Source organism: Micromonospora craniellae, from assembly GCF_014764405.1.
Taxonomy (GTDB): Bacteria; Actinomycetota; Actinomycetes; order Mycobacteriales; family Micromonosporaceae; genus Micromonospora; species Micromonospora craniellae.
Map to the genome: position 1 here is coordinate 3706370 of NZ_CP061725.1, position 19928 is coordinate 3726297.

The 19928-nt window shown below is 72.6% G+C and carries 31 protein-coding genes; all 31 read left to right on the plus strand.

Annotated features, from left to right (window positions below; genetic code table 11):
• Window positions 1-28: 28 nt before the first annotated feature.
• The 31 genes from ID554_RS16570 to ID554_RS16720 all read left to right on the plus strand — a co-directional run bounded on the left by ID554_RS16570 (window position 29) and on the right by ID554_RS16720 (window position 19890).
• A complete protein-coding gene (locus ID554_RS16570; protein ID WP_117227250.1) occupies window positions 29-1273 on the plus strand; it encodes a hypothetical protein in 1245 nt (414 codons plus the stop codon).
• Window positions 1270-1653, plus strand: coding sequence for a hypothetical protein (locus tag ID554_RS16575; RefSeq protein ID WP_147333414.1), 384 nt, complete (start codon window positions 1270-1272; stop codon window positions 1651-1653). The genes ID554_RS16570 and ID554_RS16575 overlap by 4 nt, the downstream gene beginning before the upstream one ends.
• Window positions 1646-1984: a hypothetical protein gene (locus tag ID554_RS16580; RefSeq protein ID WP_117227252.1), complete on the plus strand. Its 339-nt coding sequence runs from the start codon at window positions 1646-1648 to the stop codon at window positions 1982-1984. The genes ID554_RS16575 and ID554_RS16580 overlap by 8 nt, the downstream gene beginning before the upstream one ends.
• Window positions 1981-2358 (plus strand): hypothetical protein, encoded by a 378-nt coding sequence (locus ID554_RS16585; protein WP_117227253.1) that lies wholly within the window; start codon window positions 1981-1983, stop codon window positions 2356-2358. The genes ID554_RS16580 and ID554_RS16585 overlap by 4 nt, the downstream gene beginning before the upstream one ends.
• Window positions 2355-2585, plus strand: coding sequence for a DUF6011 domain-containing protein (locus ID554_RS16590; protein ID WP_117227254.1), 231 nt, complete (start codon window positions 2355-2357; stop codon window positions 2583-2585). The genes ID554_RS16585 and ID554_RS16590 overlap by 4 nt, the downstream gene beginning before the upstream one ends.
• Window positions 2575-2826 (plus strand): hypothetical protein, encoded by a 252-nt coding sequence (locus tag ID554_RS16595; RefSeq protein ID WP_117227255.1) that lies wholly within the window; start codon window positions 2575-2577, stop codon window positions 2824-2826. Before ID554_RS16590 ends, ID554_RS16595 begins: the two co-directional genes overlap by 11 nt.
• Window positions 2823-3149 carry a hypothetical protein gene (locus tag ID554_RS16600; RefSeq protein ID WP_117227256.1) on the plus strand — a complete coding sequence of 109 codons (327 nt, stop codon included), beginning with the start codon at window positions 2823-2825 and terminating at the stop codon, window positions 3147-3149. The genes ID554_RS16595 and ID554_RS16600 overlap by 4 nt, the downstream gene beginning before the upstream one ends.
• Window positions 3146-4660 carry a hypothetical protein gene (locus tag ID554_RS16605; RefSeq protein ID WP_117227257.1) on the plus strand — a complete coding sequence of 505 codons (1515 nt, stop codon included), beginning with the start codon at window positions 3146-3148 and terminating at the stop codon, window positions 4658-4660. Before ID554_RS16600 ends, ID554_RS16605 begins: the two co-directional genes overlap by 4 nt.
• Window positions 4653-5552, plus strand: coding sequence for a hypothetical protein (locus tag ID554_RS16610; protein ID WP_117227258.1), 900 nt, complete (start codon window positions 4653-4655; stop codon window positions 5550-5552). Before ID554_RS16605 ends, ID554_RS16610 begins: the two co-directional genes overlap by 8 nt.
• On the plus strand, window positions 5549-5713 hold the full coding sequence (locus ID554_RS16615; RefSeq protein WP_158573701.1) for a hypothetical protein: 165 nt from the start codon (window positions 5549-5551) through the stop codon (window positions 5711-5713). The genes ID554_RS16610 and ID554_RS16615 overlap by 4 nt, the downstream gene beginning before the upstream one ends.
• 3 nt (window positions 5714-5716) lie before the next feature.
• Window positions 5717-5968, plus strand: coding sequence for a hypothetical protein (locus ID554_RS16620; RefSeq protein ID WP_158573702.1), 252 nt, complete (start codon window positions 5717-5719; stop codon window positions 5966-5968).
• Window positions 5965-6615: a 3'-5' exonuclease gene (locus ID554_RS16625; RefSeq protein ID WP_158573703.1), complete on the plus strand. Its 651-nt coding sequence runs from the start codon at window positions 5965-5967 to the stop codon at window positions 6613-6615. Before ID554_RS16620 ends, ID554_RS16625 begins: the two co-directional genes overlap by 4 nt.
• A complete protein-coding gene (locus ID554_RS16630) occupies window positions 6616-7119 on the plus strand; it encodes a hypothetical protein (RefSeq protein ID WP_158573704.1) in 504 nt (167 codons plus the stop codon).
• Entirely contained in the window at window positions 7116-7673 is a 558-nt protein-coding gene (locus tag ID554_RS16635) for a hypothetical protein (RefSeq protein WP_117227260.1), read from the plus strand. Before ID554_RS16630 ends, ID554_RS16635 begins: the two co-directional genes overlap by 4 nt.
• Window positions 7674-7849: 176 nt before the next feature.
• On the plus strand, window positions 7850-8929 hold the full coding sequence (locus ID554_RS16640; RefSeq protein ID WP_158573705.1) for an HNH endonuclease: 1080 nt from the start codon (window positions 7850-7852) through the stop codon (window positions 8927-8929).
• Window positions 8926-9816: a hypothetical protein gene (locus tag ID554_RS16645; RefSeq protein WP_117227262.1), complete on the plus strand. Its 891-nt coding sequence runs from the start codon at window positions 8926-8928 to the stop codon at window positions 9814-9816. The genes ID554_RS16640 and ID554_RS16645 overlap by 4 nt, the downstream gene beginning before the upstream one ends.
• Window positions 9813-10115 carry a hypothetical protein gene (locus ID554_RS16650; RefSeq protein WP_117227263.1) on the plus strand — a complete coding sequence of 101 codons (303 nt, stop codon included), beginning with the start codon at window positions 9813-9815 and terminating at the stop codon, window positions 10113-10115. The genes ID554_RS16645 and ID554_RS16650 overlap by 4 nt, the downstream gene beginning before the upstream one ends.
• Before the next feature lie 182 nt (window positions 10116-10297).
• Entirely contained in the window at window positions 10298-10669 is a 372-nt protein-coding gene (locus ID554_RS16655; protein WP_117227264.1) for an HNH endonuclease, read from the plus strand.
• 36 nt (window positions 10670-10705) lie between these two features.
• Window positions 10706-11065, plus strand: a complete 360-nt coding sequence (locus ID554_RS16660) for a hypothetical protein (RefSeq protein ID WP_147333416.1) — start codon at window positions 10706-10708, stop codon at window positions 11063-11065.
• 10 nt (window positions 11066-11075) lie between these two features.
• A complete protein-coding gene (locus tag ID554_RS16665) occupies window positions 11076-11588 on the plus strand; it encodes a phage terminase small subunit P27 family (protein WP_117227408.1) in 513 nt (170 codons plus the stop codon).
• Complete coding sequence (locus ID554_RS16670; RefSeq protein ID WP_117227266.1) at window positions 11530-13311, plus strand: terminase large subunit; 1782 nt, start codon at window positions 11530-11532, stop codon at window positions 13309-13311. Before ID554_RS16665 ends, ID554_RS16670 begins: the two co-directional genes overlap by 59 nt.
• Window positions 13312-13321: 10 nt before the next feature.
• Window positions 13322-13525, plus strand: coding sequence for a hypothetical protein (locus tag ID554_RS16675; protein WP_117227267.1), 204 nt, complete (start codon window positions 13322-13324; stop codon window positions 13523-13525).
• Window positions 13525-15483: a phage portal protein gene (locus tag ID554_RS16680; protein ID WP_117227268.1), complete on the plus strand. Its 1959-nt coding sequence runs from the start codon at window positions 13525-13527 to the stop codon at window positions 15481-15483. Before ID554_RS16675 ends, ID554_RS16680 begins: the two co-directional genes overlap by 1 nt.
• Window positions 15483-16271 carry an HK97 family phage prohead protease gene (locus tag ID554_RS16685; protein ID WP_199489163.1) on the plus strand — a complete coding sequence of 263 codons (789 nt, stop codon included), beginning with the start codon at window positions 15483-15485 and terminating at the stop codon, window positions 16269-16271. The genes ID554_RS16680 and ID554_RS16685 overlap by 1 nt, the downstream gene beginning before the upstream one ends.
• Window positions 16268-17587, plus strand: a complete 1320-nt coding sequence (locus tag ID554_RS16690; protein ID WP_117227270.1) for a phage major capsid protein — start codon at window positions 16268-16270, stop codon at window positions 17585-17587. Before ID554_RS16685 ends, ID554_RS16690 begins: the two co-directional genes overlap by 4 nt.
• A gap of 79 nt (window positions 17588-17666) precedes the next feature.
• Window positions 17667-18008 carry a hypothetical protein gene (locus ID554_RS16695; RefSeq protein ID WP_147333417.1) on the plus strand — a complete coding sequence of 114 codons (342 nt, stop codon included), beginning with the start codon at window positions 17667-17669 and terminating at the stop codon, window positions 18006-18008.
• Window positions 17992-18549, plus strand: coding sequence for a mobile element protein (locus ID554_RS16700; protein ID WP_117227272.1), 558 nt, complete (start codon window positions 17992-17994; stop codon window positions 18547-18549). Before ID554_RS16695 ends, ID554_RS16700 begins: the two co-directional genes overlap by 17 nt.
• A complete protein-coding gene (locus tag ID554_RS16705; protein WP_117227273.1) occupies window positions 18549-18902 on the plus strand; it encodes a hypothetical protein in 354 nt (117 codons plus the stop codon). Before ID554_RS16700 ends, ID554_RS16705 begins: the two co-directional genes overlap by 1 nt.
• Window positions 18903-18911: 9 nt before the next feature.
• Window positions 18912-19193, plus strand: a complete 282-nt coding sequence (locus ID554_RS16710; protein WP_117227274.1) for a hypothetical protein — start codon at window positions 18912-18914, stop codon at window positions 19191-19193.
• Window positions 19193-19624, plus strand: a complete 432-nt coding sequence (locus ID554_RS16715; protein WP_117227275.1) for a hypothetical protein — start codon at window positions 19193-19195, stop codon at window positions 19622-19624. The genes ID554_RS16710 and ID554_RS16715 overlap by 1 nt, the downstream gene beginning before the upstream one ends.
• A complete protein-coding gene (locus ID554_RS16720) occupies window positions 19624-19890 on the plus strand; it encodes a hypothetical protein (protein WP_117227276.1) in 267 nt (88 codons plus the stop codon). Before ID554_RS16715 ends, ID554_RS16720 begins: the two co-directional genes overlap by 1 nt.
• Window positions 19891-19928 lie beyond the last annotated feature (38 nt).

Here is a 19928-nt window from a genome sequence, read left to right on the forward strand (position 1 = left end):
CCACCTCAACGGAAAAGGACGAGTCGAGATGACGACCAATCTACAGCCCGCACCGCCGGCGGATGTCGCCGACGGCAACGGGCCGGGTGCCGGTCTGGAGGACGAGTCGCGTAAGTGGTGGTTCACCTTCCCGGCCGGCCACCAGTTCGCCGGCCGGTACGCGGTCTCCTCCGGAACGCACGAGGAGGCCCGAGCCATGGCGATCACGCACTTCGGCGAGACGTTCGCCGGTCAGTTCGCGTCGGCCGAGGAGGCCAGGGTGCACGCCGGCGGGCTGGTGCCCCTGGGCACCGCCGAGTTGCCGAAAGTCGTCGACGAGCCGCGGACCATCGTGATGCCGGCGGTCGCCCCGGCCGCCGACGCGGACCGTTACCGACTGACCGACGCCGGAGCACAGGCCCTCGCCGGCGACGCCGCCCAGGGCGTGCACCAGACGGGCACCGGCTGGACGGGCGCCGACCCTGGCCAGTCCGGGGTGGCGTGCGTCTGCGCCGTCGCGTTCGACGGGTTCGACTCGATCGCCGAGGCGCAGGTGCACCTGGACCGGCACATCGCGGCCGCGAACAGCTCCGCGCTGCCGCCGGTGCCGGCCGGTGAGCTGACCGACGGCATGTTCGTGGCGACCGGCAACGAGGCCGAGCCGGGCGTGGAGGTCCGCCACGTCGAGCCGTCGGCGGACGGCCGGGTCGTGGGGGTGCTGTTCGCGGGCCCGGAGTACGCGGAGTACGGCGTCGACGAGCTGGTGTACCTGGTCGACGCCGCAGCGGTCGAGCAGGCGGCGGCGCGGGCGCGGGCCCGGGCGCACCGCGCCCGGCAGATCGAGTTCCTGCGGCAGCTCGCGGCGCTGGCCGAGTCCGACGAGCACTTCCCGATGCCCCGCTACAGCTTGCGGTTGCAGGGCGGGATGGACAGCCCGGAGGCGGTGCGTCGGTTCGCCGCTGCGCTGGACGTGGAGGTCTCCGACGCCGGCTACGGGCTCAGGGCGACCTGGCGCTACGGCGGCGACGGCGAGATCACCCCGCCGGTGGAGATGGAGGTGTCCGCGCCTCACCGACACCTGCCCGCGGCGAAGTCGACGCCCGTGCCGGTGCCCGTGTCGCCCGCCGCGCCGGTGGCTACCGCGCCCGTCGTGCACCGCAGGGACATCGGCAGCCCGGGGGTCCGCTGCGAGTGCGGTACCGCGTTCGACGCCGACGGCCGGGACGTGGAGACGGCGATGTCGCTGCTCGACGCGCACATCCGCGCCCCGCAGGGACAGGAGCAGACCCGATGAGCCGGCCGACGCTCGACCCGGCCGTGACGACGCCCCGACCCACAGTGCCGGCCCCGTCGTCGCTGATGTCGGCGATCCGTACCCGGATGGCCGGCGCCGGCTGGCACCACCAGCGCGACGCGGCGATGGGCCGCGAGACCTGGACCGAGCCGACGCTGCCCGCCGGGCAGCGAGAGCCGCGCAGCATCGTCGTCGACGAGGTGTTCGCCGCCGCCGGCGGCCGGGTCATCGAGGCGTGCAACGGACACGAGCGGTTGATGTTGCGCTGCGTCGGCGACACCGACCCGGCCATGGTGCTGGTGACCCTGGACGTGTGGCGGATGCTGCCCAACCTGGCAGCCACCCCCACCGCCCGGGAGGCGGTGGCCACCAATGGGTGACCTCATGATCCTGGTCCGCCTCGTACTGGCCGTGGTCATCGGCTCCGTCGACCTGGTCGCCGCTCACCCGACCGACGTGGTCGCCGTGCTGCTCTGCGCGACCTGTGTGGTGCTGCTCGCCCGGATCGCGCTGCTGCTGTGGGCCGACCGGTTCGACCGGTGGGCGCGGGTCGTCGCGGTCGTGCCGGCCCCGCCGCCACCGCCGGACTATCCGCCGGACCCGCCGCTGGTCAACCCGATGTTCGCCGCGCACATCACCGCGACGTCGGCAGCGACATGCGCCGCCCTGCGCGCCGGCCGGCAGCCCGCTCGGGTGGGGGGACGACGGTGACCGCCCCGCGTACCGCGGTGGCCGCGCCGGAGCCACCGGACCGGCTGCTGACCGCGGTCGACCTGACCGTGGCCGACCCGGTGTGGGTGTTCGCGGGCGGCCGGTGGCGGCGCGGCGACGTCGTCCAGTTGGCCCGGGTGCGGGTGCGGGTCCGCTACGTCTCCGACCGGCACGGCTCGACCCGGGAGCGCTGGTTCACCTGCACCGAGTCGGAGCCGGTCTACCACGGCGGTCTGCCCGCCCCGCTGACATGGCGGTGTGTCTCGTCGCGGTGCCGGCTGGTGTGCACCGGCCGACCCGGCCAGAGCACCACCCAGATCCGCGCCGCGCACGAGGCCAGCCCGATGCACCACCGGGAGTTCGATCTCTCATGACCAAGCCGACCGAGGTGCGGTGCCTCGACTGCGACCGGAAGCTCAAGACCTCCGTGTCGCGTGCCCGGCACATCGGCGAGGGCTGCTGGCGCAAGCGCCAGGCCGAGGCCCGCGCCCGGTCGGCTCTGGTCCCCCTGCCCGGCTTCACCAGGCACGGCGACCTCGCCGGCCTGGACGGCCCCTCCCTGCTCGACCAGCTGACCGAGGACGGCCCCCATGCCTCGTAAGCCGCCGGAACGCCGCTACTGCACCAAGTGGGATCCCGACCCGAGCATCGGCCCGGACCACCGCGAACGGCTCACCTGCCGCAACTGCCTGCGCGTCGGTAAGGCCGGCGACGCCAACCACAGACCACCACCCCCGCGGGCCCGGCCCGCCTCGAAACCCCTGCCCGCGGCGCTCGCCGCCGCAGCCCAGGAACGCGACGCCGCGATCCTCGGCGAGCACGACCGAGAGGACCTCTGGTGACCGAACCTAGCCTCGACCTGACCGACGCCGAGCTGCGGATCGCCGCCGCGCGCCGGCCCGGGTACGCGACCTACCCGCAGTACCGCCCGGGCCAGCCGGAGCGACTCGGCCGCCTTCCGCGCGTGCCGCTGCGCCCGTCCGTGTCCGTGCCGAGGGCCACCGCGTTCCAGCCTCAGCGCGACCGCCGCCGGCCGTGGTGGAGGCGACGCTGGAACTGGACCGTGTCGGCATCGGCCGGTGCCGTGGTGACGATGGGCTACTGCTGGACCGAGTCCGGCGCCCGCCGCCGCGGTGACCGCAACGCCCGGAGGGCAGCACGGTGACCGCCGACGTCATCGAGCTGACCGAGCGGTCCACCGAGCAGGCCGCCCGCGCCCGGGCCGACCGGATCCGCAAAGGGTTGATCGACTACCTGGAAACGGTCGAAGAGTTCGCGTTGGCCTTCGAACGGCGCGACTGGCAGGTCCTCGGCCACGACAGCTGGGAGGCGTACCTTGCCGCCGAGTTCGGAGCAGACCGGTTGCGCGTACCGGAGGTGCACCGTACGCAGGCGGTGACGGTGCTGCGCATGGTCGGCATGTCGACCCGCGCGATCGGCAGCGCGCTCGGCATCAGCAAGGACACCGCGGCCCGCGCCTTGGCTGCTGTATCCGCTGACGGAGCGTTGCCTGCGACCGTACGGGGACTCGACGGCCGTGACCGTCCGGCCACCCGACCGGCCCCCGCGCCGACGCCGGTCGTCATCGAGGAGCGCGGGCCGACACCGGGTGAGCAGGTGTGGATCGCGGCCGCCCGCAAGGGCATCCCGGGCCACGCGCTCAAGACCAAGACGTCGACCAGGTGCAGCCGATCGACGCGCAACGGATTGACTCTGCCGGCCGAGCAGGCACGCGAGCGGCACTCCGCCGTGTGGTGCCACACCTGCTGGCCGGAGGAGGAGGAGACCACCCGTTTCGTGGCGGGTGAGTCCGAGGCCCACGACCCCCGGGTCTCAGACGAGGCCGGGGCGGAGTGTCGCGACTCCGCCCCGGCCGACGTCGACCTGGCCGCCGCGGTCCTCGCGGCGCTGGAAGGCACCGGCCCGTACGGGCTGACACTGGACGAGATCCGCAACCTGCTGCCCGGCGCGCCCGCCTGGGACGAGGTACAGCGCGTCGTCGACGAGCTGACGGCGCTCAAGGTGCTGTTCACCGCGACCACGCCGACCGCCAAGCGGTGGATCCCCAGCAAGGTGACGGCCACCGGGCACTTCACGTCCAGCCCGGTGGATGGAGAGGACGTCGACAGCGAGGCCATGGCGACTACGGACACCGCCACGGACGGCCCGGTCGACCACGCCGCTCCAGCTCCCGTCCCGCCGGCCGCCGCTTCCCCGGCCGTCGGCGGGACGGGGGTAACCCCGCGCCCCGATTGGGTGCTGACGGTCGACCAGGTCGCCCGTCTGCGCGCCGTCTTTGAGTGGGCCCGCGCTGGCCTGGCCCGTCACCCCCGCTACCACGACGGCTGCGGAGAGCCGGGCGCGCTCGGCCGCGAGTACGCGGGCGAGCGCGCCCCACGCGCCCCGCACCAGATACCGCGCAACGGGGAGCAGGTGGCGCACGTCGAGGTGAGCTGGGCCCTCGACGGCGAGATGGAGATCTCCTACCGCTCCGACCGGTACGTCCTGGCGGAAACCACCTTGTGGATGCCCGGTGTGGACGAGGCCCTGGACGTGCTTTGCGCGCTCGGCATCCTGCCGGGCCGCTTCTCCCGCCAGTACGCCGCCGGCCTCCAGGCCGGGCTACGCGCCGGCGACGCGATCGACGGACCCACGGAGGAGACCGACCATGGCTGAACTGCCGTGCTACGAGGGCTGGCGGAAGGTGCCCGCCGGTTTCCTCTCACAGTCGCAGCTGAACAACCTGGACCTGCCCCGCGTCCCGGGCGGCCCGGTCCGGGCCTGGGTGAAGACCCGAGACTGGCGTGACCGCAAGACCACCGTGGCGCTGTACTCTCTGGCCGAGTCGGAGCCGTCGCCGGCGACGATCGGTCAGCTGGAGGCGGCCCGGGCCCGCGCCAGCGCCTCCCGAACGTGTGAGGACTGCGGCGCCCACCCCGACCGACCCTTGCCCACGGTCGGCGACGGGCGCCTGTGCCAGCTGTGCGCGCGTGTCCGGTCGCTGCGCGCCCACGTGAAGAAGGCCGCCGCTGACTGGGCCGCCGCCGCTGACTGGGCCCGCAACCTGCTCGCCCCCGGCCTGCTGCCGCCGTACGTGGTGCGCGTCAAGCAGATCCTGCGTCCGCCGGCCCCGTCCGGCCGTCAGGATCCGGAGCCGATCGCGCTGCGGGTGAGCGCGGTCGACACGGCCGGCCGCCGCCGCATCGACACGACCACCATCCGGCTCGTCGGGCCGCGGGTACGCGCGGTGCCTGCCGACGCCGTCGACCCGAACACCGTGGAAGAGCAGATCGTCCCCCTGCTCTCCGCAACGACGATCGTCACCTGGACCGCCAACGAACTGACGCCGCTGCACACCCTTTACGGGATCAAAGCGCTCGCCGCCTGGTACGGCGGCAACCCCAACGCGATGCACTGGCGGGCCACCCACTGGCGTGGCGACATCGACCCCGACGACGTCTATCTCAGCTACCGGCAGGCGATCGACCCGGTCCGCGCCGACCGGACGCTGCTGTTGCTGCGCCGCATGGCGTACACCGAGCGTCCGGACGGACAGGGCCGGCAGTGAAGGGCCGGTGGCTGGTGGCCACCACGCTGCTCGGCCGGCAGGCGCCGGCCGGTGAGCCGTACCCGCACATCTGCGGCATCACGATGGAGGCCACCCGCCGCCGCGAGCGCTACCGGCTCACCCGTCGCGACTGCCCGGCCTGCGCGGACCGGTCGGGGTGAGCCGTGATCCCCGACGAGTTGGCCGCCGAGCTGCTGCACGAGCGGTACGGACCATCGCCGCGGCTACCCCGGCCCGCGTCGCCGCACCCGGCGGCCCGGGCGCTCGCCGCCCGCGCGGCCGCCGCCGTCGACCAGCCCCGGCCTGCCCGCCGACGTCGGCACCTGTCGGTCGTCGACGGCGAACCCGAAACCCACGGCGGCGGCATGACGCCGTACGCCATCTCGCGACCGAGCAGAGGAGCAGCACTGAGGTGACGACCACGATCGTGGCGCTGGACCTGGAGACGACCGGGCTGGATCCGGAGCGCCATCACATCTGGGAGATCGGGGCGATCGTCCGCGGCCACCGTGACCCGACGTTCGACGGGGAGTGGCACTACATGCTGCGCCCCAACCTGTCGGATGCAGAACCGAAAGCCCTACAGATCAGCCGCTACTACGAGCGCGCCTCGTCGGTGCAGGACCGAACCACCCAGGCGTTCGTGCACCGCAAGCCCGCCGAGGTGCCCGGTGGGCTGTTCGGCGAGTTGTCCCGGCCGGCCGTGGCCCTGCGGATGGCCGAGCTGCTCGACGGCGCCCACCTGGTGGGCGTCAACCCGCAGTTCGACGCCGCCTTCCTCAGCCGTTTCCTTCGCGCCCACTGGCAGGCACCCACCTGGAACTACCACCTCGTCGACGTCGGCGCCCTGGCGTTCGGCTACGCCGCCGCGCTGTGCCAGGCCCTCGACCGGCCGGTACCGACGCTGCCGTGGCGCCTCGACGACCTGGCCGCGCAACTCGGCGTGCCCAGCGACCCGGCCTCCCGGCACACCGCGCTGGGTGACGCCCGCTGGGCGCTGGCCATCTACGACAAGGTGATGGCCGCCTCCGGCGCGCAGGACGTCCCCGAGCCGGTGGTCTGAATGGGCGTCGCAGAGCACAGCAAGCCGCGCCGGTTGGCGGCCACCGCGCTGCACATGGCCATCGAACGGGACTGGCGACGCGCCACCGACGCCGTCAACCGGATCAGCGCCGAGTGCACCCCGGAGGCATTGGGAGACGTTCTGGTCGCCTGGTGCGACACGGTCCTGACCTACGCGTGCGGTGACAGCTTCGAGTTCGGCACCGTGCGCCTGGTCGCCTGGGACGTCGGCGCCGGCGTGGTCGGTGAGGCACCGCCTACCCCGTACCTCCAGTGGACCCACGACCTGATCCGCGCCCGGGCTGCCGGCGACCTGGACGCGTTCAACGCCGCGCTACAGCGACTCAACGACATCGACGACGGAAACGAACGCGGCCGGTACGTCTCGGCGCTGCTGGAGTCGATCTCCATGACCATGCGCCGTCTGCCGCGCGGTTACGCGGCCAGGGGCCGGCCTGGCGGTGCCCCGCCCAGCGCAACTCATCAGCCCGAAAGGACCTCATGAGCACCACCGTCACCATCACGGTCACCGAGCGGAACATCCTCGGCGCCACCAACCTCGGCCCGAAGACCGAAATCGACATCACCCGACAGACCCGGGCAGCCGCCATCGCCGCAGCGCTCGTCGCGTTGGCCGCCGCCCACCGGCCCGAGATGGAGCGCGCGTGGCCGGTGATCCGGGACCAGGTGGAGCCGCTACTTGCCGCGTACCGCAGCGAGGTTGAAGCCGCCGAGGCACGGAAGACCGGCCAGGCCGTTCCGGCAGCTCAGGTGACGGCCGGCGCCGAACCTGGCGACGGCACCGGGACGGCGGTGCCGGTCCGTCCCTGGGCGGACCTCCGCGATTCCGGACTGCTCTGGCTGATCAACCGGGCGGTGCTCCACCCTCGCGGGTTCGCGCTCGCGGTTGTCATGCAGGGCGAAGACGCGGTGGGCTGGCAGCTGCTCGGTGACGGCAGAGGGCCGTGGCGCTTCCATGCATCGGTGTCGGAGGACGAGCTGTTCGCCGCAGTGCAGGCGACGCTGGCCGTGCACCCCGACGAGGCGCCGCATGGCTGACGACCCTCCGGAACCACCCGACCCGTGACGGCGTTCTCCGCCGCCCCAGATCGCCCCTTCGGCGCGGCCACCTTGGAGGTGGCCGCGCTTTGTCGTACCGGACAAACCATAGATGTTGATCATTGAGGTGGGGTATGCCGTACTGGCTGGAAAGTGACACTTTCCACAGCGAACCGGTGTGGGAAGTGCTTGCCGGTGGCGTCGCGGACCTGGTCGACGCGCTGCAGTCCGCGCTGTGCCGGCTGAAGTCGTCGTCGTCCGCGGTGCTGTCCGATGGCTACCTGACCGAGGGCATGGCGCTGCAGCAGTGCCGCGGCCGTAAGAAGATCCTCGGGCTGCTGACCACAGCAGTGCTCGACCAGCCGCCGCTGCTGCACCGTCAGGGCGACGAGTGTGAGTGCCTCGGTGACGGGTGGATCACCGGGTATGCGTACCGGATCCACGGGTTCTCCAAGCGGAACCCGTCCCGGCGGGAGTACAACCGCAACCGGGCGCAGAAGGCGGACCTGCGTGACGCGCGCCTGAAAGCCTTGGTCTACACCCGCGACGGCGGCTGCTGCCGGTACTGCGGCTCCGGACCTCTCAGCCCGAAGAGCGGCCGGGCGAAGGATCCCCGCAAGCGGATCCACTACGACCACGTCGACCCGGATGCCCCGGCCGGCGCCAACGCCGAGAACTTCGTCTTGAGCTGCAAGCGCTGCAACGAGCACAAGGGCCACCGCCTGCCGGCCGAGGCCGACATGGTGCTGCTGCCCATCCCCACCCCCGACCAGGCCGCCCGCATGCGCGCCCGCGACCAGGTGCTGCGGGACCTGCCCACCGATCACGCGCCGATCACCGACGAAACGGCACCCAATCACGATCACGAACAAAAACCGATCACCGAACGAACCGATGAACCCATCACCGACCACGAACGCGATCGAAACGCCGATCACACACCACCAGTGCGCCCGAACCCCGACATCACCACCACCACGGCGACGACCGATCACCGCCGGACAGGGTCCGGGCTGGGTCGGGACGGGAAACCCGAGGTGACAGCACTCCACCCGCCACCCCCCACCCCCGGCCCCACCACCCCACCGGCCAGCTCAACCCCCTGGTCCCACCAGCCAGCCCGCAGCCCGCAGTTTCCCGACGTCTACCACCGGCGCTCCCGTCCAGCCCCGCACCAACCTGACCCCTACGTCTGGCCCCCCGGCACCACCCCTGCCCGCCCCGCGCCGCCCTCGCACGATCCGGAGGACCGATGAGCACCCCATCCACCACGACGGCCGGCCAGCCGCCCCTGCGCGTGGTCGACGTCCGCGACGCGATTGAGCGGCTCCGGGAGTCGTGCGCCTGGCTGTGGCTGCTGATGGTCCCCGGCCGCGAGCGCCGGCCCGGCCGGCCCGTCGACGAGGAGCAGGCCGAGATCCTCGAAGCACGCGGCCACGCCGACCGGGCGTACCGGTCCTGGAACCTGAGCCGGGGCATGGGCGCGTTGGCGCCGTCGCCGGCGGCCGCGCGTCTGGACGTCGTCGACGCCCAGGCCGTCGTGCACCGGATCCTGACCCGGCTGGCCCGCAGCGTCGCCGCGTACCGCGACTCGTCGTACGTCGGCGGCGGTCGGCCGGTGGATGTGCTGGACTGGCTGACCGTCGGCGGGCCCGGCCGGCCCTGGGTGGTCGACGCCGCCGGCGACGCGTGGCGGGCCGGTGTGGTCGACGACCTGCACGACAACCGCGACGCGTACCTGGTGGCCGAGATCGCCCAGCGCATCGCGTGGGCGGACGAGGTCGCCCGGTCGGCGGCCGGTGTGGTGGCAGAGCCGGTGCGGCCGATCGAGCACCGGTGCCCGGCCTGCCGGCACCGATCGCTGCAGCTGCACCACGACGGCCACGACAAGCGGCGCTGGAGCGTGCGGTGCGTCCGCCGGACGTGTCTGTGCGTCGGTGCGGGCTGCGGCTGCCTCAAGCGCGACCGCCGGCCCGGTCTGCCCCACGCGTGGGGCAGGGGCGAGATGGAGGGCCCGGGCGGGCTGGCGACCGCCGTGGCGATCGCTCGCCGCCTCGACGAGCAGGGCCGGCCCCGCCCCACCGTCCGCAGCACCGTGACCGGTCACGGCGGCTGGTCCGACCGGCGGACCGGTGCGGCGTGAGCGGCGTGGTGGTGGTCGACGGCGTGCAGTGGTGGACGACCGCGTACGCCGTGGCGCAGCTGCGGGTGGACCGCGCGCGGCTGGCTGACTGGGTGCGCCGTTCACGCCAGGCCGGGCACCTCGCGGGCGCGGCGCCGGAGGACTGCCCACGCTGCCAGTCAGCCGGCCCTGGCTTCCCGCACGTGGATCCGCCGGTGCGCCGGGCCGGCATCTTCGGCTACGTCGGGGAGCAGCTGCTGGAGGCCGAGGTCTGGACGTCGGAGGGGACACGCGGAGGGGTGCTCCGCCAGGACAGTTGACAAGATCAGGACGAGCATCGCAGCATGTGTGCAGCGCCAGGAGTCTGCCCCGGCGCCGCGATCTACCCGTTTAGCCAGCCCCCCGGGTCGGCCCGGGCCGATGGGCCCCCGCACTGAGTGTGGGGGCCCATCGTGTTACCCCCTGCGGCAGCATCCCCCCTCCCCCTCCCCGGAGGCCCCCGGTGCCCACGGCCCCCAAGACCCGTTGCGCTGAGCCGGGATGCCGGACGCTGGTCGACCGCGGCCGCTGCGACGTACACCAGCGGCCGGCCTGGGCGGGCCGGCTGCCGTTCGAGCAGCGGTACGGCATGAGCCGTTCGGAGTGGGATGCACTGAGCCGGCGCATCCTCATCCGCGACGGCTGGACGTGCTACGTCTGCGGCAAGCAGGCAGCGACGCAGGTCGATCACAAGATCCCTGTTGCGGAGGGCGGTTCGCCTCGTGATGCGGCGAATCTCGGCGCGATCTGCGAATCGCCGTGCCATGAGAACAAGAGCGAGGCCGAACGCATTCGCGCAGCTCAGCGGGCGCGGTCGGGGGTAGGGGAGTCATGATCACGACGGTGGGGTCCGGGGGCACCGTCGGCGGTAGTGAAGCTTTCCAAATCTCAGAATGAAAATCCGTGGGGGCACCCCGATCACCCGATCAGCCATCGCCGAGATTCGATGGCATGTCTATTTAGGGCGGTGACAGTGAAGGCTCGTGTGATCGGCTTTCCGGACCCGGAGCGCGGCGGCACGATCGAGGGCGACGTGGTCGATGTCGAGGTCTCCAGCGAGGGCGAGCTGAGGCTGACGGCCGAGGACCGCGACGGCAACCCCACCGGCTGGGCGATCTACGCACGGGGGCACTGGCTGTCGGTGACGCAGATCGAGCCACCCGATCCCGAGGTCGTCAAGGTCGTCACCGAACGCCGTCAGGCCGAGGCGAACCGGCGGTCGCGCTTCTGAGGAGGTGGACGTGGCACGCACCCCTGAGCCGGCCGGGCTGCGGCTGCTCAAGGGCCGGGGCAACGGCACGGACTCCGGCGGTCGGAAGGTCCGGGAGGCGCCGGCGTTCGAGCGGGCGGCGCCGAACCCGCCGACGTGGTTGTCGAAGGAGGCGGCGGCGGAGTGGCGGCGGGTGGTGCCGGAGCTGGACCGGATGGGTCTGCTCAAGAAGATCGACCGGGCGATGTTGTCGGCGTACTGCCAGACCTGGGCCACGTTCGTGTGGGCGACCCGTGAGGTGCAGTTGCAGGGCCTGCTGGTGGAGGCGATCACGGTCCGCAAGGACGGCACCGAGTCGAAGCGGCTGGCGGCCAACCCGAACGTGGTGATCGCCCGGTCGGCCGGCAAGGAGCTGCGCGCGTTCGCGACGCACTTCGGGCTGTCTCCGTCTGCTGAGGGCGGGCTGGTGAAGGGCGACGGCGACGATGGCGACGAGAACCCGTTCAGCGGCGCGGGAGGAGGATCGGTCGGCCTCGTCGGCTGAGGTCCCGACCGCGTTCCTGCCGCCGGCGGAGGAGCTGGAGCGGCTCAAGCTGTCCCCGGAGGTGGCCTGGTACCTGGTCAGCCGGGGCATCGCGCTGCCGGACTGCCCGCCGCGGTGGAAGACCCCTGAGCCGCGCGACGTCGTCGACGCCGCGTTCGATCCGGACCGCGTCGACCACGTCCTGGCCTCGTTCCGCCAGCTGCGGCACACGCAGGGCCGGCTGGCCGGCCTGCCGCTGATCCCGGATCCGTGGCAGGTCGCCTACATCCTCGCCCCGGTGTTCGGGTGGGTGCGGTGGGACGAGGACGCCGAGGCGTACGTGCGGATCATCCGCACCCTGTACGTCGACGTGCCCCGCAAGAACGGCAAGAGCACCCTGTGTGGCGGCATCGCGATCTACATGGCGTGTGCGGACGGCGAGCAGGGCGCCCAGGTCGTCACCGCCGCGACCAGCGAGCGTCAGGCCGGGTTCGTGTTCAACCCGATCAAGACCCTGGCGGCCAAGAGCCGGGCGCTGGCTCGGTTCGTCAAGGCGCTGGCGAAGAAGGTCATCCACAAGCCGTCCGGCTCGACGATCGAGGTCGTGTCCTCGGCGGCCGACGCGCAGCACGGGGCGAACATCCACTGCGGGGTCGTCGACGAGCTGCATGTCCACAAGACCCCGGACCTGCTGGAGGCGATCGAGACCGGGACCGGTTCCCGGACGCAGCCGCTGATCGTCATCATCACCACGGCGGACTCCGGCCGCCGGGAGACCGCCTACGACCGCAAGCGGCGGCTGGTCGAGCAGCTCGCGTCCGGGGTGCTGGTCGACGAGACCACGTACGGCGTGATCTGGTGCGCCGACCCGGAGGCCGACCCGTTCGCCGAGGCCACGCAGCGCGCGGCGAACCCGGGTTACGGGATCTCACCGACCCGGGCCTACCTGCGCAGCAAGGCCAACGGCGCCCGTAACTCGCCGGCGGAGCTCGCGGCGTACCAGCGGCTGCACCTGGGCGTGCGGACGAAGCAGGAAACGAAGTACCTGACGCTGGTCAGCTGGGACCGCAACGCCGGCGCCGTCGACGAGGACGCGCTGACCGGCCGCGAGGCGTTCGGCGGGCTGGACCTGGCCTCCACCAGCGACCTGATCGCGTTGTGCTGGCTGTTCCCCGACGACGGCGGGTACGACGCGCTGTGGCGGCTGTGGACGCCCGAGGAGAACGTGGCCAACCTCGACAAGCGCACGGCGAAAGCGGCGTCGCGGTGGGTCAAGGAGGGTCTGCTGCTGACCACGCCGGGCAACGTGGCCGACTACGACTTCGTCCAGGCGCAGATCGAGCAGGACATCGAGACGTTCGACGTCGCGTCGCTGGGCTACGACCCGTGGAACGCGACGCAGCTGACGAACAACCTCTCGGCCGCCGGTGCGCCGCTGGTGAAGGTCCGCCAGGGCCTGCAGACACTCTCGCCTCCGCTCAAGGAGGTGCAGCGTCTGCTGCTGGCCGGCCGCGAGGACCGGCCCCTGCTGCGCCACGGCGGCAACCCGGCGGTGCGGTGGCAGGTCGACAACCTGTCCGTGCACACCGACCCGGCCGGCAACGTCAAGCCCGACAAGGCCCGCTCCGCCGAGAAGATCGACGCCGTTTCGAGCCTGGTCACGGCCATGTCCGAGGCGATGGGACGCGCACCGACCCGCCGGTCCGCGTACGCCGACGAGGGCGCAGAGCTGACCGTCATCTGAGGAGGTACCTGTGAGGTCGTACCGCCGCCACTGCGGCCGCCAGGTCCTCGTCACCAGCGGCGACATCACGTTCGCCGGCCGACTGGTCGACGCGCGCCGCGACCAGCTGGAGCTGGCCGACGCGCACCTGGTCGCCGAGGACGGCCGCCGCACGCCGCTGGAGGGCCTGCTGCTCGTCGAGGGCGCCGGGGTGCGCTGGGTGCAGGTCCTCTGATGGTCGCGTTCGCCACGCTCGCCGAGCTGGGCGAGCATCTGGCCAGCCGGCCGGGTGTGGAGGTCGTGGACCCGGGCGTGCCGCTGTCGGAGTACGCCGCCAGCGACGTCAGCGCCCACAACGTCTGGAAGTCGCAGCCCAGCGTGCGCAAGGTCGTCGACTTCATCGCCCGCAACGTCGCCAGCGTGCCGATGCACCTGTACGAGCGGGCATCCGACACCGACCGCCGGCGGGTCACCGCCCACCCCCTGGCGGCGACGCTGCGGGCACCGCGGCCGCGGCTGACGCCGTTCCGGTTCTGGCACTCGGTGGTGGTCGACTGGATGCTCTACGACCGGTGGTGTGTGGCGAAGCTGCCCACCGACGACGGCATGGAGCTGGTCCGGATCCCCGCACGGCGGTTCCGGCTCAAGGCCGACGCGCTGGACTGGCCGATCGCGGTCAAGATCCGCGACCGGCACGGGCGGTGGCAGGAGTTCCCCACGGCGGACTTCCTGTTCGATCACGGGTACGCCGGGCGCGGCGCCAACGGCACCAGCCCGATGCAGACCCTGCGCGACACCCTGGCGGAGTCCCGGGAGGCGGTGGCCTACCGGCGTCAGGTCTGGGCCAACGGCGCCCGCGTGCCGCTGGTGCTGCGCCGGCCGGCGGACGCGCCGGACTGGAACAAGAACGGCGGCCGCGACCGATTCACCGCGTCCTGGCGGCGGTTCATGCGCGGCGGCGGCCGCGAGGGCGGCACGCCGCTGCTCGAAGACGGCATGGACCTGGTGAAGGTCGAGGCGTTCACGCCGCGAGACACCCTCGACCTGGAAGGCCGCAAGCTCACCGACGCCGAGGTGGCCGCCGCGTACCACATCGCCCCGGAGCTGGTGGGCGCCCGCGAGGGCAACTACAGCAACCTCGACGCGTTCCGCCAGATGTTGTGGAACGTGTCGCTGGGCCCGTACATCCTGCCGCTGGAGCAGGTCACCAACGTGATGCTGGTGCCCGACTTCGACGACGAGCTGCTGTACGTCGAGGCGCACGTCGACGCGAAGCTGCGCGGCAGCTGGCTGGAACAGGCGCAGTACCTGCAGTCGGCCGTCGGTGCGCCGTACATGCTGCGCAACGAGGCCCGGGGCCGGCTGAACCTGGAGGCTATCGAGGGCGGCGACGAACTGGTGACGCCGCTCAACGTGCTGGTGGGTGGGCTGGCCTCACCTCGGGACACCGCGCCGAAGGCCGGCGGCCGCCGGGGCGTGAAGGCGTCCCGGCCGGAGGACCTAGCCGACTACGACCGGGAACTGGCCGGCCTGACCGAGGCGCTGACCGCGTACGCGCAGCGGCAGGCCGACACGCTGCTGGACCGGCTCGGCGCCAAGGCCGAGGACGGTGCGCCGGACCTGTGGGCGCTGTGGGGTGCCGAGCAACCCGAGCGGGAGCAGCAGCTGGCCGCGCTGGTGCTGTCGTGGGCGCTGCGTCTGGCGGCCGTCGGTGCCTGGGAAGTGTTGAGCATCTGGAACCCGGACGGCGACGGCTGGTCCGCCGAGGTGATGACGGCGTGGCTGGCCAAGGCGGCGGCCGCGCACGCGCACGAGGTCGAGCAGGGCGGCTACGACGCGGCCATCGGGGCGATCAGCGGCGCCGCCGGCGATCCGGACCGGACGTGGCGTGACGCGCTGCAGACCGCGCTGGCCGCCTGGGTGGTCCGTGCCGCGGCGCACGCGGTCGGGGTGGCCACCGAGGCCCGCAACTTCGGCGGCCACGACGCGGCCAAGGCGTCCGGGCTGGGCGAGAAGACGTGGCGGACCCGGTCGTCGAACCCGCGCCCGTCGCATCGGGTGCTCGACGGCCAGACCGTGCCGATCAACGACGTGTTCGGCAACGGCGGCCGGTGGCCGGGCGACCCGGCGCTGGAGACCGACGAACGGGCCAACTGCAAGTGCTCGGTCACGTACGCGAGAGGTGACGACTGATGTTGATCAAGACCGCGCCGGCGCGTATCAAGGCGGCCGGCACCGACGACGGCCTGGCCGATGGCGAGTTCGAGGCGCTCGTCAGCGTGTTCGGCAACGTCGACAGCTACGGCGACGTCGTCATGCCCGGTGCGTTCGACGACGTCCTTTCGGAGTGGTCGGCCAAGGGCGACCCGATCCCCGTGATCTGGTCGCACAACTGGTACGACCCGTTCGCCCACATCGGCACCGTGCTGGAGGCCAAGGAGACCGACGTCGGGCTGTGGGTCAAGGGCCTGGTCGACCAGGACCCCGAGGCCCGCACCGCCGCCCAGGTCTACCGCCTGCTCAAGGGCCGCCGCGTCACGCAGTTCAGCTTCGCGTACGAGATCGGCGAAGCGTCGTGGGCCGAGCGGGACGGCCAGGACGTGTACGAGCTGCGCAAGTTCTCCGGCCTGCACGAGGTCGGGCCCTGCCTGGTCGGCGCCAACCAGGACACCGACCTGCTGTCCGCCAAGGCCCGCCTGCTGGCCGCCGGCGTCAAGGAGGGCCGGGTCCTGGCCCAGGCCCACGTCGACCGGCTCAAGGAGGCACACGGCGCGCTGGGCGAGGTCATCGCCGCCGCCGAGAAGACCACCGACCCGAAGAGGTCGGGAAGCACCGCCACGCGTACCGCCGGCCAGCCGGCTGATCCGACCAACGACAACCCGGCCGTGCCCGGGAAGTCGTCCGCCGCGTCCGATCGGTCCCGGTCCGCCCAGGCAGCCGCACGGCTCCAACTACTCACACTGACGGGAGATGCGCAGTGAACCTGCGACAGCAGCTCAAGGCCAAGCTGGCCCGGGCCGCGGAGCTGGCCAAGGCCGCCAAGACCCGGGACCTGACCGACGACGAGATCACCGAGGTCGACGCCCTCGGCGACGAGATCCCCGCCCTCCAGGCCAAGATCAAGAAGAACGACGCCGCCGCGAAGCGGCTGTCCGGCCTCGCCGACGTCGACGACGAGGACCAGGACGACGAGGACGACGACGAGGACGACGACGAGCCGGCCGGCGGCCGCAAGACCGGCGGGGCCCGCGTGACCGACCGGATCGAGCGGCTGCACGCCAAGCGGATGGGTGTCGCGTTCGTCAAGAGCGACGCCTACAAGGCGTTCCGCAAGGCGCACCCGGGCGGCGTCGGTCAGGGCACGCCGATCAACATCGGCCGGGTCAAGGTCGGCACGATGGACGACTGGCACGCCGGGCGCCGCCGCAAGGCGACGCTGACCACGCAGGTCGCCCGGATCCAGCCGACCCGCTACCCGACCATGGACATGGTCGAGCGGGACAACCTGACCATCCTCGACCTCATCTCGCGCGGCGAGGCGGACGGCGCGTTCGACTACGTCCAGGTGACCGGGGTGACCCGCAACGCCGCTATCGTGCCGGAGTCCACCGGCCCGGCCGACGCGAACGGCCTCAAGCCGGTGTCGGACCTGCAGACGCAGATCGCCGAGGCCAAGCCGTTCACCTACGCCGACGGCTACGACATCACCAACCAGCTGCTGAGCGACGCGCCCGCGTTCGCCACCTACATGGATCAGGAGCTGTCCTACAGCCTGGACTGGGTGATCGAGGACGCCCTGCTCGACGGCAGCGGCACTGGTGGCCAGCCCCGTGGCCTGCTGCACACCACCGGTGTGCAGCAGCTGACCTACACCCCCGGCGTCGACGCCCGCGCCCAGGTCAAGGCGATCCGACAGGCGATCACCCGGATCACCCGGCTGCGCGGCGGCCAGGTCTCCGCCGTGCTGATGGCGCCGGAGGACGACGAGGCGTGGGACCTGCTGGAGGACGACAACCACCGGTACCTCGGGCAGGGCCCGTTCGGCATCGGCCCGTCGACGAGCTGGGGCCGCGCCCGGGCGCTGTCGGAGCGGCTGGCGCCGGGCACCTGCATCCTGGGCGACTGGCGGCAGATCGCGCTGCTCGACGTCGAGGGCCTGAGCGTTCTCGCGTTCAACCAGCACAAGGACTACGCCCAGCGGAACATGACCTACGTCCGCGCCGAGCTGCGCGCGATGCAGGTCATCTGGAAGCCCAACCGGCTGATCGTCGTCAAGCCGGAAGAGGAAGAGGGCTGACGGCCGGACGGGCCCCGGGCTGGGGAACCCGGGGCCCGTCCGGCCGTTCTACCCACCCGTCAGCGAAGGGATGAGCAGCATGGTGGCACACAAGATGATCGTCATCGACGGGGTGCGCTGGCGGGCCGACGAGGCCCGCGCGCAGGGCCTCGTCGACGCGGCCGGCCTGCCGAACGGCAAGGCCAAGACCGCCCGGAAGCAGCCGCAGCGGCACACCGGCCACGTGAACGGACCCGACGGCGGCGGCCCGGTCCAGGGCGACGGCGAGCAGGGCAGCGGTGACCCGGGCCAGAGCGCCGGCGGCCAGAGCGGCCGCGCGAGGGGCACCAGCCGCGCCAAGGGCAAGGCCGCGACCGGCGAGCAGGGCGACAGCGCCGGCACGGGCGACGGGGACGGCGGGCAGGGTGACGGCGCCAGCTGAGCCGGTGCCGTACCTGGCGTCGCCGCAGACGCTGTCCCGTCTGCTGGGCGTGCCCGTCGACGACCAGCGGATGCTCGACGCCCTGGCGGCCGCGTCCGGCCGCTTCCGGGGGCAGGTGCATCACTCGGTGCACCTGGTGGAGGGCGACGAGGTGTGGCTGGACGGGGACGGCTCGACCGAGCTGTTCCTGCCGGCCGCGCCCGTCCTCGCCCGCCCGCAGGTCTGGGTCGACGACCGGGAGCTGGACCCGTCGGAGTTCGAGTGGTCGCGCAAGGGCATCCTGCGTCGCCGCGCCGGGTGGCCGGACCGGCTCAACTGCGTCCGGGTCCTGTACGACCACGGTTACGCGCAGATCCCGGCCGACGTCCAGGAGGTCGTCATCGACCAGGCGCGGGTGATCCACGAGATCACGCCCGGCGTGCAGACCGTGCAGGCCGGCGGCGAGTCCGTCACCTACGGCGTGACCGCGTCGACCGGGGTGACCGCGCAGTGGTCGATCGCCGTCGAGGCGTACCGCGTCGGCAAGGGGGACCAAGCCTGATGTTCCGCCAGCAGCTGACCGTCGTGCGGCCGGGCACGCGCACCGACCGGTCCGGCAGCACGGTGGACGACTGGTCGCCGGCTGCCGTGACCCGGATCCCGGTGACCCGCGTGCACGTCCAGCCCAACCAGCAGACCGAGACGGTGGGCGACACCCGCACGGTCGTCACGACCGGCCTGCGGGTGCTGTCCGCGCCCGGCACCAACCCGGACGTGCGCGCCGGCGACCGGATCGAGTTCGGGCCGAGCAACCTGCTCTACCAGGTGCAGGGCGAGGTGGCTCGGTGGCCGGACCCGACGAACAGCAGCCGGGTGCATCACGTCGAGTTCACCATGACCCGCGTGACCGGATAGGAGGCCCCGATGTCGTACCGGATCACCGTCGAGGTCAACTACGCCGGCATCGGTGAGGTCGCCCGCAGCGACGACGTCCGGCAGATGGTCAACCAGGCTGCCGACCGGATCGCCGGCGCGGTCCGGGCCTCGGTCGGTCCGGACGTCCCGGTGACCGTGACGGAGTACACCACCGACCGCGAGGCCGCCGCGGTCACCATCGCCGACCGGCGTGGCCTCGGCCTGCAGGCCCGTGACGGGGTGCTGACCCGGGCCGCGTCCGGCATCGGCGCCGACGTGCGGATCCGCTGATGGTCCGCCCGCTGGTCGTGTTCGGTGACGCGCAGGCCGCGGCCGCCGGCGTGCTGCGCGGCCGGCTGGCCACCCGCCCGGAGCCCTACGCCGGCGGCGTCACGGTGGCCGGCCGGTTGCCCGCCGGCCGGTCCCCGGAGCAGCCGCATCTGCCGTTCGTCCTGGTGGCCGTTGACGACGACGAGCCGACCTACCCGGTGTCGAGCTTGGTCACGTTGCGGTTGACCGTCTGGCACCGCGACACCGACGCGGCGTTCGACCTGGCGCAGATGTGCCGCGGGCTGCTGCTCGTGCACACCGGCCCGGTCATCCGCAGCTGTCGGGTGGCCGCCGGCGTCGGCCCGATCCGCGGCGTCGACCCGGACACCGAGATCGACCTGGCCACCACGACCGTCGAGGCGTACGTACGCCCCATCCGATTGGACCCCTGATGGGCCTGCGCATACCGACCGAAGACGAGATCCGGGCCCGCGCCGAGCAGCTCGGCGTGCTCGCCCCCGACGGCACGGTCCCACCGGCTCAGCGTGCCCGGGTGGCCCGGGCCATCGTCGACGAGGAGACCGCCGCGGCGTCCGCCGCCACACGGGCCGACGCCGCCCGGGAGATCGTGCTGTCCCGGTCGGTCGTGCGGGTCGCTGACGGCCACCTGGTGGTCGAGGTGCGGCACATCGCCGACCCGCCCACCCCCACGACCTGACCTGCGCACCAACCCATCCGCTCAACCATCGAAGGAGG

Coding starts and splice junctions, on each gene's coding strand:
- ID554_RS16680 (WP_117227268.1), top strand. CDS start 13,525: ATGGTCGCGTTCGCCACGCTCGCCGAGCTGGGCGAGCATCTGGCCAGC.
- ID554_RS16635 (WP_117227260.1), top strand. CDS start 7,116: ATGAGCACCACCGTCACCATCACGGTCACCGAGCGGAACATCCTCGGC.
- ID554_RS16630 (WP_158573704.1), top strand. CDS start 6,616: ATGGGCGTCGCAGAGCACAGCAAGCCGCGCCGGTTGGCGGCCACCGCG.
- ID554_RS16610 (WP_117227258.1), top strand. CDS start 4,653: ATGGCTGAACTGCCGTGCTACGAGGGCTGGCGGAAGGTGCCCGCCGGT.
- ID554_RS16715 (WP_117227275.1), top strand. CDS start 19,193: ATGGTCCGCCCGCTGGTCGTGTTCGGTGACGCGCAGGCCGCGGCCGCC.
- ID554_RS16670 (WP_117227266.1), top strand. CDS start 11,530: ATGGCGACGAGAACCCGTTCAGCGGCGCGGGAGGAGGATCGGTCGGCC.
- ID554_RS16575 (WP_147333414.1), top strand. CDS start 1,270: ATGAGCCGGCCGACGCTCGACCCGGCCGTGACGACGCCCCGACCCACA.
- ID554_RS16580 (WP_117227252.1), top strand. CDS start 1,646: ATGGGTGACCTCATGATCCTGGTCCGCCTCGTACTGGCCGTGGTCATC.
- ID554_RS16705 (WP_117227273.1), top strand. CDS start 18,549: ATGTTCCGCCAGCAGCTGACCGTCGTGCGGCCGGGCACGCGCACCGAC.
- ID554_RS16570 (WP_117227250.1), top strand. CDS start 29: ATGACGACCAATCTACAGCCCGCACCGCCGGCGGATGTCGCCGACGGC.
- ID554_RS16645 (WP_117227262.1), top strand. CDS start 8,926: ATGAGCACCCCATCCACCACGACGGCCGGCCAGCCGCCCCTGCGCGTG.
- ID554_RS16685 (WP_199489163.1), top strand. CDS start 15,483: ATGTTGATCAAGACCGCGCCGGCGCGTATCAAGGCGGCCGGCACCGAC.
- ID554_RS16595 (WP_117227255.1), top strand. CDS start 2,575: ATGCCTCGTAAGCCGCCGGAACGCCGCTACTGCACCAAGTGGGATCCC.
- ID554_RS16590 (WP_117227254.1), top strand. CDS start 2,355: ATGACCAAGCCGACCGAGGTGCGGTGCCTCGACTGCGACCGGAAGCTC.
- ID554_RS16720 (WP_117227276.1), top strand. CDS start 19,624: ATGGGCCTGCGCATACCGACCGAAGACGAGATCCGGGCCCGCGCCGAG.
- ID554_RS16695 (WP_147333417.1), top strand. CDS start 17,667: ATGGTGGCACACAAGATGATCGTCATCGACGGGGTGCGCTGGCGGGCC.
- ID554_RS16710 (WP_117227274.1), top strand. CDS start 18,912: ATGTCGTACCGGATCACCGTCGAGGTCAACTACGCCGGCATCGGTGAG.